Origin of the sequence: Xanthomonas euroxanthea (assembly GCF_903989455.1) — a bacterium.
Classification (GTDB): domain Bacteria; phylum Pseudomonadota; class Gammaproteobacteria; order Xanthomonadales; family Xanthomonadaceae; genus Xanthomonas; species Xanthomonas euroxanthea.
In genome coordinates, this window is the sequence record NZ_LR861803.1 from 3,669,191 (window position 1) to 3,685,180 (window position 15,990).

Annotated in this window: 13 protein-coding genes; 5 read left to right on the plus strand and 8 right to left on the minus strand. The window is 67.4% G+C overall.

The window, feature by feature from the left end:
* Nucleotides 1-5: 5 nt before the first annotated feature.
* The 3 genes from mgrA to H7A86_RS15385 form a co-directional block, all read right to left on the minus strand.
* Complete coding sequence (gene mgrA / locus H7A86_RS15375; protein ID WP_119131089.1) at nt 6-1,046, minus strand: L-glyceraldehyde 3-phosphate reductase; 1,041 nt, start codon at nt 1,044-1,046, stop codon at nt 6-8.
* Between the two features lie 16 nt (nt 1,047-1,062).
* Entirely contained in the window at nt 1,063-2,391 is a 1,329-nt protein-coding gene (locus H7A86_RS15380; protein WP_119131088.1) for an LLM class flavin-dependent oxidoreductase, read from the minus strand.
* 64 nt (nt 2,392-2,455) lie between these two features.
* Nucleotides 2,456-4,711, minus strand: coding sequence for a TonB-dependent receptor (locus H7A86_RS15385; RefSeq protein ID WP_232099111.1), 2,256 nt, complete (start codon nt 4,709-4,711; stop codon nt 2,456-2,458).
* A gap of 268 nt (nt 4,712-4,979) precedes the next feature.
* On the opposite strand from H7A86_RS15385, the gene H7A86_RS15390 reads away from it, so the two are divergent.
* Together H7A86_RS15390 and H7A86_RS15395 are read left to right on the plus strand one after the other, a co-directional pair.
* Nucleotides 4,980-5,288, plus strand: a complete 309-nt coding sequence (locus tag H7A86_RS15390) for a GIY-YIG nuclease family protein (protein ID WP_104650220.1) — start codon at nt 4,980-4,982, stop codon at nt 5,286-5,288.
* Between the two features lie 45 nt (nt 5,289-5,333).
* On the plus strand, nt 5,334-6,041 hold the full coding sequence (locus H7A86_RS15395) for a glutathione S-transferase (protein ID WP_119131086.1): 708 nt from the start codon (nt 5,334-5,336) through the stop codon (nt 6,039-6,041).
* 131 nt (nt 6,042-6,172) lie between these two features.
* On the opposite strand, the gene H7A86_RS15400 is transcribed toward H7A86_RS15395, so the two are convergent.
* The gene (locus H7A86_RS15400) at nt 6,173-6,988 is read right to left on the minus strand and encodes a DUF3014 domain-containing protein (protein WP_119131490.1); all 816 of its coding nucleotides are present in this window, start codon (nt 6,986-6,988) and stop codon (nt 6,173-6,175) included.
* Nucleotides 6,989-7,766: 778 nt separating this feature from the next.
* On the opposite strand from H7A86_RS15400, the gene H7A86_RS15405 reads away from it, so the two are divergent.
* The gene (locus H7A86_RS15405; RefSeq protein ID WP_119131085.1) at nt 7,767-8,006 is read left to right on the plus strand and encodes a hypothetical protein; all 240 of its coding nucleotides are present in this window, start codon (nt 7,767-7,769) and stop codon (nt 8,004-8,006) included.
* Nucleotides 8,007-8,034: 28 nt separating this feature from the next.
* On the opposite strand, the gene H7A86_RS15410 is transcribed toward H7A86_RS15405, so the two are convergent.
* The 4 genes from H7A86_RS15410 to H7A86_RS15425 form a co-directional block, all read right to left on the minus strand.
* Nucleotides 8,035-9,201 (minus strand): lysozyme inhibitor LprI family protein, encoded by a 1,167-nt coding sequence (locus H7A86_RS15410; RefSeq protein WP_119131489.1) that lies wholly within the window; start codon nt 9,199-9,201, stop codon nt 8,035-8,037.
* Nucleotides 9,201-10,802: a SulP family inorganic anion transporter gene (locus H7A86_RS15415; RefSeq protein ID WP_119131084.1), complete on the minus strand. Its 1,602-nt coding sequence runs from the start codon at nt 10,800-10,802 to the stop codon at nt 9,201-9,203. The genes H7A86_RS15410 and H7A86_RS15415 overlap by 1 nt, the downstream gene beginning before the upstream one ends.
* 136 nt (nt 10,803-10,938) lie before the next feature.
* A complete protein-coding gene (locus H7A86_RS15420) occupies nt 10,939-11,754 on the minus strand; it encodes an XAC2610-related protein (protein WP_180708159.1) in 816 nt (271 codons plus the stop codon).
* Nucleotides 11,755-11,970: 216 nt separating this feature from the next.
* Nucleotides 11,971-12,444: a DUF3574 domain-containing protein gene (locus tag H7A86_RS15425; protein ID WP_119131083.1), complete on the minus strand. Its 474-nt coding sequence runs from the start codon at nt 12,442-12,444 to the stop codon at nt 11,971-11,973.
* Nucleotides 12,445-12,671: 227 nt separating this feature from the next.
* Between H7A86_RS15425 and H7A86_RS15430 the strand changes: the two genes are divergently transcribed.
* Together H7A86_RS15430 and otsB are read left to right on the plus strand one after the other, a co-directional pair.
* Nucleotides 12,672-15,107: a TonB-dependent receptor plug domain-containing protein gene (locus H7A86_RS15430; protein WP_119131487.1), complete on the plus strand. Its 2,436-nt coding sequence runs from the start codon at nt 12,672-12,674 to the stop codon at nt 15,105-15,107.
* Between the two features lie 121 nt (nt 15,108-15,228).
* Nucleotides 15,229-15,987, plus strand: a complete 759-nt coding sequence (gene otsB / locus H7A86_RS15435; protein WP_119127608.1) for a trehalose-phosphatase — start codon at nt 15,229-15,231, stop codon at nt 15,985-15,987.
* Nucleotides 15,988-15,990: the final 3 nt, after the last annotated feature.

Here is a 15,990-nt window from a genome sequence, read left to right on the forward strand (position 1 = left end):
GTTCCTCATTGCCAATCGGTGGACGGTTTTTCCCAGAGGTTCACGCCCCCCTCGACCGCAAAGCGATCGATCTCGGCCAGCTCGTCCGCACTGAACTCGGGCGTCTGCAAGGCCGCGACGTTTTCGATCAACTGCTCCGGGCGGCTGGCGCCCAGCAATGCCGAGCTCACCCGCCGGTCGCGCAGCACCCAGGCCAAGGCCAGCTGCGCCAGACTCTGTCCACGCCGCTGCGCGATCGCCTCCAGCCCGCGTGCGCGTTGCAGGTTGTCCTCGGACAGATGTTCCGGCCGCAGCGAGTCGCCACCAGGCCGGTTCACCCGCGCATCGCCGGGCACGCCATTGAGGTACTTGCCGGTCAACAGGCCCTGCGCCAGCGGCGTGAAGGCGATGACGCCGGCGCCGACCTCCTCGGTTGCGTCGAACAATTCGTGCTCGGCCCAGCGATTGAACAGGTTGTAGGCCGGCTGATGGATCAGCAACGGCACCTTCCACTCCCGCAACAACGCGGCGATGTCGCGCGTGCGCGCCGCCGAGTACGACGACACGCCCACATACAGCGCCTTGCCCTGCTGCACCGCGCTAGCCAATGCACCGGCGGTCTCTTCCAGCGGCGTGTCCGCATCGAAGCGGTGCGAGTAGAAGATGTCCACGTAGTCCACGCCCAGGCGTTGCAGGCTCTGGTCCAGGCTGGACAGCAGGTACTTGCGCGAACTGCCGCCCTGCCCGTACGGGCCCGGCCACATGTCCCAGCCGGCCTTGGTGGAGAGGATCAATTCATCGCGATACGGCCTGAAGTCCTCACGCAGCAGGCGGCCAAAGTTGATTTCCGCGCTGCCATACGGCGGGCCGTAGTTGTTGGCCAGATCGAAATGGGTGATGCCCAGGTCGAAGGCGGTACGCAGCAATGCGCGCTGCGTGTCGATCGGCGTGCTGTCGCCGAAGTTGTGCCACAGGCCCAGCGACAGCGCCGGCAGGACGAGGCCGCTGCGGCCGACACGGCGGTAGGCGACACGGTCGTAACGATCGGGATGTGCGAGATAGGTCATCAGGGTATCCGGTGAGTCAGCGTGCGCTGAAGCGATTGACGGGGCGTGCCAGCCCCAGATGATCGCGCAAGGTGCGCCCGGCATATTCACGCCGGAACAGTCCACGCCGCTGCAGCTCGGGCACCACGTGCGTGGCCACATCGGCCAGGCCGCCGGGCAGATGGGGTACCAGCACGTTGAAGCCGTCGGCGGCGCCCTGCTCGAACCAGGCCTGCAGCTCGTCGGCAATCTGCGTGGGCGTGCCGATCAGGCTGTAATGCCCGCGCCCGCCTGCGATGCGCCGGCCCAGCTGGGCAATGCTCAGCTGCTCCTGTCCGGCCAGCTCGGTGAACAACTGCTGGCGACTGCGTTGCCCGGTTTCGGTGAGCGGCAACTCCGGCAACGGGCCATCGGGCGGATAGCCGGACAGGTCGAAATTGCCCAGCATGCGCGACAGCAGCGCGATGCCGACCTCCGGCTCCACCAGCGCCTGGAACTGCTCGAACTTTTCCTGCGCCTCGGCCTGGCTCTGCCCGACCACGATGAACACACCCGGCATCACCTTCAACGCATCGCGCGAACGCCCGAACTGTTCCAGCCGCCCCTTGATGTCGGCATAGAACGCCTGCGCCTTGGCCAGCGACGATTGCGCGGTGAACACCACCTCGGCCGTTTCCGCCGCCAGCGCGCGCCCGGGCTCGGACGAGCCGGCCTGCACCAGCACCGGATGCCCCTGCGGCGCACGCGCGATGTTGAGCGGGCCGCGGACCTGGAAGTGCGCGCCGCGATAGTCCAGCACATGCAACCGCGCCGGATCGTAGTGCACGCCGGCGGCGGTATCGGCGATGAAGGCATCGTCGTCCCAGCTGTCCCACAGCCCAGCGACCACCTGCTGGAATTCGCGCGCCCGCGCATAGCGCTCGGCATGCACGTAATGCGCGTCGCGGTTGAAGTTCAATGCTTCGTCGGCGGCATCGGAAGTGACCAGGTTCCAGCCGGCACGCCCGCCGGACAGATGATCCAGCGAGGCGAACTTGCGCGCCACGTGGTACGGCTCGTTGTAGCTCGTGGTCATGGTGGCAATCAGGCCGATGCGCTCGCTCACCACCGCCAGCGCGCTGAGCAGCGTGAGCGGCTCGAACAGGCTGGAGCGCGCCATCCGCGATGCCACCGGCCCACCGGCCGCAGCCAGGCTGTCGGCGACGAACACCGCATCGAACCGGGCGGCCTCGGCGATGCGCACCATCTCACGGTAATGATCGAACACCAGCGGATCGGCACTGGCCTGCGGGTGCCGCCACGCGGCCACGTGATGGCCGGTGGCCATCAGGAACGCCCCGAGCGAGAGCTGTCGTGCGGCGCTCATCGCAGTCCACCGCGCGTCGCGCCTGCATGGCTCGGATCACTCTCGAAACACATCACCGACATCGTCAAAAATCCTTGTGCACTTGCAGCCCGACATAACGCTGGTCGTCACGCGGCACCAGCCGGTACACGTTGCCGGTGGCATTGGCCAACAATGGCGCGTACGTGCGGTCGCCGAGATTGCGGCCGAGCACCGCCACCCGCCAGCCATGCGCATCGTCGGCCAGCGCGATGCTGGCGTTCCAGATCGCATACGGGCCCTGGACGGTTTGCGGGGTCTGGCTGAGGTCGTACTGCACGCTGTCCTGCCAGCTCACGTCGCCGTTGAATTCCAGCGCCAGGCTGCCGCGCAGCGGCACCCGATACCCGGCGCGCAGGTTGCCCTTCCAGTCCGGCGAAAACGGCAGCGGCCTGCCGTCGACATTGCAGTTGGCCGCCGCGGCGGCGGGGCAGGCAAACCGCTGGATGCGCGCCTGCGTGTAGGCCAGCGAGCCGGCCAGGCTGAGCCGCTCGGTGGGCCGATACTCCAGGTCCAGCTCCAGGCCCTGCGTGCGCACCTGCCCGGCGTTGATCAGGCGCGTCACCACCTGCCCGGCCACGGTGTCGAAGAAGTTGGCCTGGTAGTTGGCGTACTCGGTATGGAACAGCGCGACGTTCGCACTGAGGCGATCGTCCAGTGCACGCGCCTTCAGGCCCAGTTCCCACGCGTTGGAGGTTTCCGGCTTCAGCGCCGGCGTATCGCGCGGCTGCATGTTGAAGAACACGTTGTAGGCCGGGCCCTTGTAGCCGCGCGAATAGGTGAGGTAACCGGTGGTCTGCGCATCGACGTCGTATTGCAGGCCGATGCGGCCGGACACGCCGTTTTCCGCGGTGCTGCCACTGCTCGCCGTGGACGGCTGGATGCCGGTAACCGCGGCTGCAGAGCTGGACACGCGCTGGTGCCGGTAGTCGAGCGTATCGCGGGTAAAGCGTGCGCCCAGCAGCGCCCGCAGGTCCGGGCGCCAATGCCAGGTGGCCTCGCCGAACGCGGCATAGGTTTGCGCGCGGGTGGCGTAATCGGCCACACCCACGGCACTGGCGGTTGGCGTCGTCACCGTGCGGCGATAGGTTTCGTCGTTGCGCGCATGCAGGTAATACAGCCCGGCCACCGCTTCCACCGCGCCGTCGCGCGGGGTCTGCAGGCGCAATTCCTGCGAATACTGCGTGTACCCCAGGTCGCCACGGTCGTGCGAGGAGGGAAACGCCGCGCTGCGTTGCGCGGTGCGATCGCCGTCCTGGAACTGGGTGTTGTCCCACTGCCGCCACGCGCTGATCGAGGTCAGCAGCGCATCGCCGAGCTGCTGGTCCAGCTGCAGCGAGGCGCCCTTGTTGATGTCGTCCAGCTGCGTGCGGTAATCGCTGTTGATCTGCCGGTTGTCGGCGCTGGCGACAACCGGTGCCAGCGCCGCGGCGAAGTCCGCACGCGTGCTGGCCACCACCACCCCGCTGGGCGCATCGCTGTGCGATTGCAGGTAGTCGGCGAGCAGCGTCGCGTTCAAGCCGGGGGTCGGGGTCAGGTCCAGCCGCAGCCGCGCGCCGGAGCGTCGGTAGCCGTTGACGGTCTGGCCGTCGGCCGCGTTGCGCACATTGCCGCCGTACTCGGCCCACAACGCCGACACGCTGGCCTTGAGCAGCTCCGGCACCAGCGTGCCGCCAACACTGGCACGCACGCGGTCTTCGTCGCCGCCACCGAAGTGCGAATAATCGACATAGCCGCCGAACAGCTCCGGCGCCGGCTTGCTGACGATATTGAGCACGCCGGCCGAGGCGTTCTTGCCGAACAAGGTGCCCTGTGGCCCGCGCAGGACTTCGATGCGTTCGACATCGAGCAGGTCCAGCGTGGCCTGGCCTGGACGCCCCAGCACCACCCCGTCGATCACCGTGGCCACGCTGGGCTCGACGCCCGGCGAGGTGGAAATGGTGCCCACGCCACGCAGGAACAACGAGGTGTCCTTGTTGGAGGCGCCCGTGCGGAAGGTCAGGCTGGGCACCAGCGCCGGCAGGTCGGCCACGCTGTTGCGGTTTTCGCGCTCAAGCGTCTCGCCCTGGACCACCGATACCGCCACCGGCACCTGCTGCAGGGTGGTTTCGCGGCGCGTGGCGGTCACGGTGACCGCACCCAGGGTCTGCGCGGCGCGCTCCGGCGTCGCGGCAGCCTCGCCCACCTCATCGGCCAGCACCGGCGTAACCGCCCACGCCAGACTCCACGCCAACACCTGCGGCCTGGCCAACCATCTCGAAGCAGCGAGGATCCTTGCAGGGGTCCGGTGTCGCGCGGGCATGTACGTCCTTTCGTGGCGTCGGCTGTCTTGCAGCAGCGTGGGGAACTGCGAGTCGGCGAGCGTTGTGCAGGCACGGCGACCCTTGCGCAGCGCAAGCCGAAACGGCGCTGCAATGCAGTAGCGCATGCTGTTTGCAGCTGGCTCAAGCGTCAAATAACCAATGTTCAGATGGTTATTCACTCACGCGTCGCCGCGTGCCGGTCATCCATGCCCGGCGCGCGCCAAGACCCTCGCTGCACGACACCCGGCCAGCAGCGATAATGGGCACATGGATGCACCCAAGCCCTGGCACCTCTACCTGCTGCTGTGCCGCAACGGCAGCTATTACGCCGGCATCACCAACGATCTGGAACGGCGCTTTCAGGCACACCTGCGTGGCACCGGCGCGCGCTATACACGTGCACATCCGCCGCTGGAACTGCTTGCCAGCCATCCATATGCGGACCGCGCCGCCGCCTCGCGCGCGGAGTGGCAGCTCAAGCAACAACCGCGCGCGCGCAAGCTGGCCTGGCTGCTGGCACAACCGCACGGCGGTACCGAGTCACAGCCCGCTGACGCCTCGATCACGCCCGCCTAGCCGCGCGGTTTCTATGGTGTAGCGCTGTCAATCGCGGAGCAGCACATGCACTACCAGCTCTACTACTGGACCGGCCTGCAAGGCCGCGGCGAATTCGTCCGCCTTGCACTGGAAGATGCCGGTGCCGACTACACCGACGTGGCGCGCGTGGAAGGCGATGAGGTGATGAATGCCTTTCTGGAAGGCCACCAGGCCGGCGCGCAGCCGTTTGCGCCGCCCTTCCTCAAGGCTGGCGATACGGTGGTTGCGCAGGTCGCGGCCATCCTGCATGTCATCGGGCCACAACTGCAGCTGGTACCCGACTCGGACGCGCAGCGCATCCAGGCATTGCAGTTGCAGCTGACCATCGCCGATCTGGTGGCCGAGGTGCACGACAGCCATCATCCGATCGCCACCGGCCTGTATTACGAAGATCAGAAAGCCGAGGCGGCCAAGCGCGCCAAGGACCTGCGCGACAACCGCCTGCCCAAGTTCCTGGGCTATTTCGAGCAGGTGCTGCAACAGGCCGGCGGCACCCATGTGCTGGGCACGCACTCGTACGTGGACCTGTCGCTGTTCCAGTTGGTCAGCGGATTGGAGTACATGTTCCCCAAGCGCATGAAGACACTATCGGCCGATCTTCCCGGCCTGAAGGCCTTGCAGCAACGCGTGGCCGCGCGCCCGCGCATCGCGGCCTATCTCGCATCCGAACGACGCGTGGCGTTCAATACCAACGGCATCTTCCGCCACTATCCGGAACTGGATGCGGCGTAAGCAGTGGCGGCACGTGGCGTAGCGCGTGCCGCCCATCTGCGTTGCTTCATGCCGGAATGTGGCGCGAAGCTGCAACCATGCATGCAAGGCCGCAGCCGGGCGGCCTTATCCTCGCGCCACCACACGCCGCTTCAACGACCCTGCAGCAACGCCGTGCGGATCCGCTGCAACTGCGCCTTCACGGCAGCCGCCTGCGCGGGCCCCAGCCGCAGCAGCGCCTTTTGACCGACCGACAGCGACTCCAACGCCGGATCGACAAACCGATAACGGCCACGCTCGTCGCGTTGCACCCTGACCGGCTGTGCCGGGTCGGGCGTGCGCAGCAAATGATCGATCACGTCGATCACGCGGTCGTTGAAGTAACGGTCCGGCGCGCCCAGGTCGGCATACGCCTGCTGCAACAACGGATAGAAACGCACATAACTGCGCACCAGCGCCTGCGCATCCACCTGGGTGAACGTCGCCACGTACGGCGCATAACGCGCCGCATTGGCCTGGTCGATCACCGCACTTCCGGTGGCATCGGACACCAAAAATTCACCTGCCACCGGCTGCAGCACCGAGGCGCGACGGCTGATGCTGGGCTGGGTGAGATTGTCGATCATCACCACAACCCGTTCGATCAAGTGCTTGCGCAACACGAGCGACAATGCACCGTCGTCCTGCACCAACGCCAGCAAGGCCTCCCACGCTGCCGCATCGCTCTGACCCAGCGCAGGGATCGCCGCGTCGGCGGCATCGGCCGAGGGCTGCTGCACCGGATGGCGCGGCCCCGCCGGCGCCGGCGGCGACGGGGTCACCGCCGCTGCCACGGCGCTGGCGGTCTGGCTGATCGGCGCTGGCAAGGCGCCCGGCGCAGTGGGTGACCCGCTGAACAGCCACCAGGCAGCGCCGGCCACCACCGGCACCGCCAGCAGCCACGGCCAACGCGAAGACTTGGATTGCATCATGGAACTCCTTACATCGACACCATCCAGGGTGTGACCATGCCAGATCGCGGTGGTTCCATCGATGTGCAGCGATGCTGCGATCAAGTACTGAATCGAGGGCGCGGCGCCGTCACCGCTTGCAGGGCACGCCGTGAATCCGTCCCTGGCGGTGGGGGCTTGGTGGCCGCATCCATGCCGCCACACGGTCCCGCAACCTGCGAGCACCCCGCGCCAGACAACTGGTCGGCGCTCATCTGAAAAGCCGTCTCTCGTACGATGCGCATCAGACGTGGAGCCGATGCTCCATGGTCGAACAAGGCGCACCCAGCACTGCTCTTACTTTACGTACCAACCCTCTCAACAGGTCCTTGCCCGCTCACCGTCGCGGGACCCTGAGCGGCATGGATGCCGCGCCAGAGCCTTACAGGGACGTACTTGCGGCGTGTCCCGCGATGGTGGGCGGGCAAGGGCCCGGCAGCAAACTCACAGCGTCGAAGGCGCGGCGCCCTCACCGCTTGCGGGACACGCCGTAAACCCGTCCATGGGGGCTCGGTGGCGGCATCCATGCCGCCACACGGTCCCGCAACCGGCAAGGACACCGCACCAGACAGTTGGTCGGCGCTCATCTGAAAAGCCGTCTGTCGTACGGTGCGCATCAGACGTGGAGCCGATGCTTCACGATTGAACAAGGCGCACCCAGCACTGCTCTTACTTTGCGTACCGACCATCTCGACTGGTCCTTGCCCGCTCACCGTCGCGGGACCCTGAGCGGCATGGATGCCGCGCCGGAGCCTACATGGACGTACTTGCGGCGTGTCCCGCGATGGTGGGCGGGCAAGGGCCCGCAGCAAAGCCGCAGATCGCATGCTTTGGCTTTGGCTTTGGCTTTGGCTTTGGCTTCGGCTTTGGCTTTGGCTTTGGCTTTGGCTTTGGCTTTGGCTTTGGCGTTAGCTTTGGCTCTGGCTCATCCACATCGCCTGGTCTCGGACCAGGACGACCGGCGTTGCCGCATCAAGCGACGCCACCGCCCGCCTGAAATCCGCGAGCAGGCGTGCGCACCGCTCTCAGCCTCCGAAATCCAGCCGCGCATTCACCCAGGCCGCCACGATCGCGGCGGCCGCCTGCTCGGCCTGTTTCGCGGGCAGGCGCTTCTCGCGCACCAGCCATGCGGCAGTGTCGGCGCGCACCTTCGGTAGCAACGCGCGCACAGCCTTGCGCTGTGCCGCCGGCCAATCGCTGTCTTCCCCGGTCCAGGCGGCAATCGCCTTGTCCGGATCGTCGCCGTAGCGCTTGCGCAGTGCCGGGGTCAGGTATAGCAACGGCGACACCGACGCGCGTAGCGCGATGATTTTCCACTCCGCGTAACTGGCGTAGCGAATGGTGCCTGCATCCTCGCCCAGGGCCTGGATCAACCCGTCGAAGCCGGCATCCAGCTGCTTCCAGCTGGCCAATGCAAACAGTCCGCCCGGCGGCTCGCAGATGGGCGCGAACCCGTCGCGGGTGGAGCCATACAGCGAGCCGAACGCCTCATATGCTGGCTCCCCCACTGTGGCAAAGATGAAGCAATGCACGTACGGGCGCTGATCGCGGTCGTCGCGCTCGATCCACATCCGCAACAACGTCAGGATACGTTCCTGCGGCTGCATGGCAGGCACGCCCTCCACGTCGTCGAGCAGGGATGCGGCGAAGTCGTCGACCTTGCGCAGCGCCTTGCGTGCGCTTTCAAACCGCGCATCCGCCAGCGCCGCATCCACGCCCGCAGCAGGAACGAACTGATGCAGATAGGCCAGCCACGCCGAAGCCAGCGGCGTGTCGTAGCCCTGCAACTGGCGCGCGGCGTCGGCAGGCGCAGTGGGAATCAAGGCGATGATGCGATCCAGCGCCTGTTGCTGCGCAACGAGCGCCTTGGCCAGCACATCGGCCCTGGCCTTCAATGTGCGTTGCAGGCAGCCGTCCAGCTTGGCGTCCTGCGCGCAGGCATTGCGCTGCCGCAGCCAGGCGCGTTGCTGATCCCGCACGCCAGCGACCGCGTGCCGCGGCGTGGTGTCCACCAGCGCCCGATAGGACGCGTCCAGCTGATCGTCCAGCGTGCCCAGCGCCGGCACTGCGCACAGCCGTTTCTCGACCGCGGTACCTGCCTGCTTGCAATCGAACGACGTCGCCCAGGCGCCGCCGGTGCCAAGCAACAGGGCGCCACCGATGAGCACGCGCAATACACCTGAGCGGGACATCATTGCACCGTGTCCTTGCGTGCAGGCAACAACGAGAGCAGCAGCAGGGTCACCGCCAGCGCGACATAGGCACCGACGAACTGCCAGCTGATCGCGCGCGCCAGGCCTTGCAGCGACCATGGCAGATAGATGCCGCCGCGCGGGTCCACCGAATGGATCAGGCCGAACAGCGTCAGCCCGGCGGCCACCAGCAGGAACACCGCGCCGCGGCGCAGCCGGCCATCGATCATCGCCACCACCGTGGCGATCCACAGCATTGCGGTGATGATGAAGCCGTTACCCAGCGCGAAGATCACCGCCAGCTCCGGCAGGCCGTGCCCATCGAGCTTGGTGGTGAGTGCGACCAGCTGCTCCGGCGGGATCCAGCCCGGCGCCTTGATGGTCAGCAGGTACGCCACCGACGGCAGAAAGCCCAGCACCATCGCGCCGGCATGTTGCCTGGGCGTGGCCTGGAACGCCTGCGTGGTGATATCGATCGACACGTACACGATGATCGGTGCCAGCACCGCCAGCGGCAGCCACTGCACCAACCCGGAGATCACGCCGAGCATGCCGCCGATGCCGACGAACAGGCCGGTCAGCAGCGTGTAACCGGAGCGCGCGCCCATGTGCTTGTAGGCCGGCTGGCCGATGTACGGCGTGGTCTGCGCCACCCCGCCGCAGACGCCGGCGACCAGCGTCGCCAAGGCTTCCACCAGCAGGATGTCGCGGGTGCGGTAGTCATCGCCCGCCGCGCGTGCGCTCTCGCTGACGTTGATGCCGCCCACCACCATCAACAAGCCGAACGGGAGCAGCAACGGCAGGTATGCCACCGTGGCCGGCAGGCCGTCGATGAAGCCCAAGTTCGGCAGCGGCAACACGATCGTCGGCGGCGTGAACGCAGGCACGGCAAAGCCCGGCGCACCCAGGCCTGCCAGGCCCAGCCCGTAATACAACGCAGTGCCGATCACGAACGCCACCAGCACGCCGGGCAACTTGGTCGGCAGCCGCCCCTTGGCCAGCAGTACGTACAGCAACAAACCCAGCGTGACGAAGCCAGCCACTGGCGAACGCAGGGTTTCCAGCAGCGGCAGCAGGCCCATCAACACCAGCGCGATGCCGGCGATCGAACCGAGCAAGGCCGCGCGCGGCAGCGCGCGCGTGACCGCCTCGCCAACGAACGACAGCACCAGCTTGAGCAGGCCCATCACCACCAACGCGGCCATGCCGAGTTTCCAGGTGGCGATGGCAGCCGCCTGCGGGTCCAGCCCCTGTGCCTTGAAGCCGACGAACGCCGGGCCCAGCACCAACAGCGCCATGCCGATGCTGGTCGGCGCATCCAGGCCCAGCGGCATCGCGGTGACGTCGTCGCGCCCGCTGCGTGCGGCCAGCCGCCGCGCCATCAAGGTGTAGAGCAGGTTGCCCACCAGCACGCCGAACGCGGTGCCGGGAAACATGCGCCCGAACACCACTTCTGCCGGGAACTGGAACATCCCGACCAGTGCCATCGCAATGAAACCGAGGATGGAGAGATTGTCGACGACCAGGCCGAAAAAGCCATTGAGGTCGCCGGCGACGAACCAGCGCGGCGATGCCGCAGTACGCGAGGAAGGGGCCGACATGGGAGCCAGGAAGCGTGGGGATCGGCCGATGGTAGCCGCTGCTCCGCACGTGCGACAGCGGCGCGGTGGATCAGAGCGTGTCGCCGCGATTGCGCCGGTCTGTTCCATGCCAGGCGGCTGCGTGGCAGCAACGGCCCTACTTCATCGCCGCAGCAACCTCGATCCAGCCGACGATGTCGCCACGGTTGGCGCTGCGATAGCGCACCTGCACGCGCGTGGCGTCGGCGCTGACATCCAGCGCATCGGCCTGATCGCCCTGCACCAGGTAGCGCTTGGCGCTGGTCGCCGAAGGTGTGGCGTACAGCGGCAGACGCGCCACCTGCACGTGCAACTGCACCGGCATCGGCGCGTCCAGCGTGGTGCCGATCGCGCTGGACACCCGCACCCCACGCGCGTCGTAGCGCGGCCATACCGACAGCGGCATGCCATCGTCGCTGCCCGGATCCAGCAAGGTCTGGATCTGCGGCGAAGCGATCGGCTGCTGCGTCGTGGCCACATACAACCGCCCATCGGCCGCGTAGCGATAGACGTCGGTGTACCACATCGGCCCGCTGCGGCAGGAGCTGGTCAAGCTGCGCTGCTGCCTGTCGGGCGTCAGATTGAAGAAGCCCTCGCACTGCACTGCCGGGCGCGTGGGCGCGGTCAGCGCACGAAAGCGCCGTTGCGCCGGATCGAACACAAATACCAGCACCGCTTCGTTGACCTGGCCGAGCATCGCCGACACCGCCAGGTCCGCATGTCCGTCGAAGTTGTAGTCGTTGCTGTCCACACCGGCGCCGCCTTCGCCCTCGTCCAGGTTCGCGTCGAACCACTGCTCCTTGCCGCCCGGGCCCAACACCACATGCAGGCGTGCGCCGACCAGTGTGGCAGTGGCATGCGTGTGCGCGTCGATCGTCACCTGCACGCTGGCATCGCGTGCCGCGGCCGCGAACGACAGGCCGAAGAGCGCCATCGACAACCACACGCCGGCCGCGCGCACACGCAGCCGGCGCAGATGTTCAAGGCGCATGGCCACCCGGTCTGGCAGCTCACCCAGCACGAACCTGCCCGCTGAAAAGACACGGGTGCAACGCGTCACTGCACCGCACGCGCAGCACTCGGCGGTGCCATGCCGCTGCCCACGCCGCGGTCGCACCGCAGGTACGGCGGCCGCGCCAAGCGGCACCACTCAGAACGACACCTCCACTGCCTGCCGCGACCACAGCACCGACTGGTGCCCGGTGGCCTGCTTCCAGGCCAGGCGGATCGCCTCGATGTCGTTGCGCCGCTGCGGGGTGTCCTCGTGCAGGATCACCAGCACCTTGGTGCCCAGCCGGTTCGGCTCCTTGGCACCGCGAAACAGCCACTGGCCGTAGGCATCGAACACGGTCAGCCCGTCCGGGAAGCGCGGGGTCACTTCCTTGTCCAGGAACGCGCGCCATTGCGTGTCGTCGATGGTGCGGGTCTGCGGGCGATCGGCCGGGCCGGTCTCCTGGCCCACACCGAAGTACAGCTCGCTGCGCACCCAACCGTGCGCCGTCGCCGGCCGCGCCGCATCGCCTTGCAGGCTGGCAGTGGTCGACCCCGGCGCGCCGCCGGGGGTGGTGGCGCAGGCGGACAGCGCCAGCGTGGCGGCAAGCAGGCAGGACGGCAGCAACTTCATCGACTTCTCCACAACGGGTACGGTTACGACGGATCGGGGGCAGGCTCATGCAGGGCCGGCATCAGCTGATGCCGGCGTGCGCGCACTGTGCCATCTCGCACGCGCCTGAACAACGCGATAATATCTCTCTATCCGGATGAATGTGGACGATCCGAACCCCTTTGCGCCCTGCCCGGCCGGATGCCGACCGCGCGGCGCGTTCGCAGTTGCTGTTGCAGGAGAGAGACATGACCCGCCCCACCCTTTCGGCCATCGGCCTGGCCGTCGCCGCCGCGTTGAGCGCCAATGCACAGGCCCAGCAGGCCGCCCCCGGCGCCACCACGCTGGACACCGTGATCGTCACCGGCACCCGCGCCAGCGACCGCACCGTGCTGGAATCGACCGTCCCGGTGGACGTGCTCACGGCCGAGGACATCCGCAAGGCCGGCGTGGTCAATGGCGAGCTCGGTAGCGCGCTGCAGGCATTGCTGCCCTCGTTCAACTTCCCGCGCCAGTCCAACTCCGGCGGCGCCGACCATATCCGCGCCGCGCAGCTGCGCGGCCTCTCGCCCGACCAGGTGCTGGTGCTGGTCAACGGCAAGCGCCGGCATACCTCGGCGCTGGTCAATACCGACAGCAAGATCGGCAAGGGCACCACGCCGGTGGATTTCAATTCCATCCCGATCAATGCGATCAAGCGCATCGAAGTGCTGCGCGACGGTGCCGGCGCGCAATACGGCTCGGACGCGATCGCCGGCGTCATCAACGTGATCCTGGACGACAACCCCGAGCGCGGCGAGCTGGAAGCCAGCTTCGGTGCCTACAACACCGATGTGGAGCCGATCAACCGCCGTGTCACCGATGGCCAGACCAGCTACGCCAGCGCCAAGGTCGGCACGCTGCTCGGCGATGACGGCGGCTTCTTCAAGGTCGGCCTGGAGCTGAAGAATCGCGAAGCGACCAATCGCGCCGGCTTCGACCAGATTCCATCGTTCGAAGAACAGACCCCGGCCAACCTGGCCCTGGCCGGCCGCCGCAACTACGTGCTCGGCGATGGCGCCACCAAGGGCCTGAACGCCTGGCTCAACACCAAGATTCCTTTCAGCGCCAACGGCGAGTTCTACGCCTTCGGCACCTACAACCAGCGTGACACCGAGGGCGCCAACTACTTCCGTTACCCGGATGGCAGCGCCAACTGGCGCGAGATCTACCCCAACGGCTACCGCCCGATTTCCGAAGGCGAGAATCGCGATCTGCAGATCGTCGCCGGCGCCCGTGGGCAGCTGGGCGACTGGGACTACGACGCCAGCGTCAACTACGGCCGCAACGACTTCACCTACCGGCTGCGCAATTCGCTCAACGCCTCGCTCGGCCCCGGCAGCACCACGCGCTTCAAGACCGGCGACTTCGCCTTTGCGCAGACCGTGGCCAACCTGGATCTGACCCGCGTGTTCGATGCGGCCGGCGCCACCCATACCTTCGGCACCGGCGCCGAGTTCCGCCGCGAGCAATACCGCACCCACGCCGGCGACCCGGCCAGCTATGCGGCCGGCCCGTTCACCGATCGCCCCACCGGCTCGCAGGCCGGCGGCGGCCTGAGCCCGCAGGACGAGGCCGACCTGTCGCGCAACGTGGCCAGCGCCTATGCCAACGTGTCCAGCCAGTTCGGCGACAAGTTCTCCACCGACCTGGCCGGCCGCTACGAGCATTACCAGGATTTCGGCAGCCAGTGGACCGGCAAGCTGGCCGCGCGTTATGCGTTCGCCCCGGCATTCGCGCTGCGCGGGGCGGTCTCCAACAACGTGCGTGCACCCTCGCTCAGCCAGATCGGCTACGAAGCCACGTCCACCGGTTATGACGCGGCCGGTCGCCTGACCCAGGGCCGCCTGCTGTCGGTCTACAACCCGATCGCCCGCGCGCTCGGCGCCACCGACCTGAAGCCGGAAAAATCGCTCAACTACAGCCTGGGCTTCACCAGCCAGCTGGGCGATCACTTCGACCTGTCGCTGGACTTCTTCCAGATCGACATCGACGACCGCATCGCGCTGTCCGAAGACATCACCGGCACCGCGCTGACGGACTTCGTGCAGCAGAACTTCGGCGTCAGCGGGGTGCAGAGCGCCAGCTACTTCCTCAACGCCGCCGACACCCGCACCCGCGGCGCCGAGCTGGTCGGCAACTGGCGCCAGTACGCCTTCGGCGGCGACCTGCTGCTGACCGGTACCTACAGCTACGCCAAGACCGAGTTGAAGAACGTCATCGGCACCCCGGCGCAGCTGCTCGCGCTGGACCCGGACTACGTGCTGTTCGGCATCGAAGAGAGCAACACGCTCACCGATGCGGCGCCGCGCACACGCGCCGCGCTGGCCGCCAACTGGAACAACGAGCACTGGAACCTGCAGACCCGCGTCAACCGCTACGGCAGTGCGACGCGCGTGTTCGACTTCGGCGGCGGCTTCGTGCCACGCCAGACCTACGGCGCGGAATGGCAGCTGGACCTGGAAGCCGAGTACCACCTGGGCACGCAATGGACGCTGGCGATCGGTGGCCAGAACATCCTCGACAACTATTCGGACCGTTCCATCGACGACATCGCCTACTTCGGCAACCTGCCCTACGACGTGCTCTCGCCGATCGGCAGCAATGGCGCGTACTGGTACGGGCGGGTGCGCTACACCTTCTGACGCCGGGATTGGCGGATTGGGGGATTGGCAAGGGCGACTAGGCGCCAATCCCCACTCCCGAATCCCCAATCCCCGCTGTTGCATAACCTGAATATCACATCGCTTTGCGCACACTAGCGCGATGGCAGACGTGCACTCCCCCCTTCCGTCGCCGCCATTGCTGGACGATGCCTGTGCATTGTTTCTGGACGTGGACGGTACCCTCATCGACTTTGCCGACAGCCCCGAAGCTGTGCGGCTCCTGCCCGAGGTCCGCGCGGCCATCGGCCAGCTGAGCGAGCGCCTGCATGGCGCAGTGGCACTGGTCAGCGGACGACCGCTGTCGCAACTGGACGCCTTGTTCGCGCCGCTGCTGCTCCCGGCCGCCGGCCTGCACGGACACGAACTTCGTAGCGACATCGCTGCGCGCGCGGCGATGCCGCAGGACACCTCCGAGTGGCTGCATGGCCTGCACCAACGCGCCGCCGCACTCACGCACCGGCACCCTGGTGTGCTGGTCGAAGACAAAGGCGTCAGCGTCGCGCTGCACTGGCGCGCGCAACCGCTCGCCGGCCCCGAGGTGCTCGCCTTCGCGCAGCAGGAAATCGCCCAGCTTTCCGGCTATCGCCTGCAACCGGGCGACCACGTGGTCGAATTCGTGCCCGAAGGCAGCAACAAGGGCCTGGCGGTCGAACAGCTGATGCAGCACGGCGCATTCGCCGGCCGCACGCCGGTGTTCGTTGGCGATGACCTCACCGACGAATTCGGCTTCGAAGCGGCCAATCGTCTCGGCGGCTGGAGCGTGCTGGTCGGCGATCGCGCCCAGACCAGCGCGCGCTTCCGCGTCGACGGTACCGCCGATGTGCATGCGTGGCTGCAACGCAACGCGCGCCAGGCCTGAGCG

Excerpts from the sequence above, each read along its gene's own strand:
- mgrA (WP_119131089.1), bottom strand. The coding sequence starts at position 1,046 with ATGACCTATCTCGCACATCCCGATCGTTACGACCGTGTCGCCTACCGC.
- H7A86_RS15380 (WP_119131088.1), bottom strand. The coding sequence starts at position 2,391 with ATGAGCGCCGCACGACAGCTCTCGCTCGGGGCGTTCCTGATGGCCACC.
- H7A86_RS15385 (WP_232099111.1), bottom strand. The coding sequence starts at position 4,711 with ATGCCCGCGCGACACCGGACCCCTGCAAGGATCCTCGCTGCTTCGAGA.
- H7A86_RS15390 (WP_104650220.1), top strand. The coding sequence starts at position 4,980 with ATGGATGCACCCAAGCCCTGGCACCTCTACCTGCTGCTGTGCCGCAAC.
- H7A86_RS15395 (WP_119131086.1), top strand. The coding sequence starts at position 5,334 with ATGCACTACCAGCTCTACTACTGGACCGGCCTGCAAGGCCGCGGCGAA.
- H7A86_RS15400 (WP_119131490.1), bottom strand. The coding sequence starts at position 6,988 with ATGCAATCCAAGTCTTCGCGTTGGCCGTGGCTGCTGGCGGTGCCGGTG.
- H7A86_RS15405 (WP_119131085.1), top strand. The coding sequence starts at position 7,767 with ATGGACGTACTTGCGGCGTGTCCCGCGATGGTGGGCGGGCAAGGGCCC.
- H7A86_RS15410 (WP_119131489.1), bottom strand. The coding sequence starts at position 9,201 with ATGTCCCGCTCAGGTGTATTGCGCGTGCTCATCGGTGGCGCCCTGTTG.
- H7A86_RS15415 (WP_119131084.1), bottom strand. The coding sequence starts at position 10,802 with ATGTCGGCCCCTTCCTCGCGTACTGCGGCATCGCCGCGCTGGTTCGTC.
- H7A86_RS15420 (WP_180708159.1), bottom strand. The coding sequence starts at position 11,754 with ATGGCGCTCTTCGGCCTGTCGTTCGCGGCCGCGGCACGCGATGCCAGC.
- H7A86_RS15425 (WP_119131083.1), bottom strand. The coding sequence starts at position 12,444 with ATGAAGTTGCTGCCGTCCTGCCTGCTTGCCGCCACGCTGGCGCTGTCC.
- H7A86_RS15430 (WP_119131487.1), top strand. The coding sequence starts at position 12,672 with ATGACCCGCCCCACCCTTTCGGCCATCGGCCTGGCCGTCGCCGCCGCG.
- otsB (WP_119127608.1), top strand. The coding sequence starts at position 15,229 with ATGGCAGACGTGCACTCCCCCCTTCCGTCGCCGCCATTGCTGGACGAT.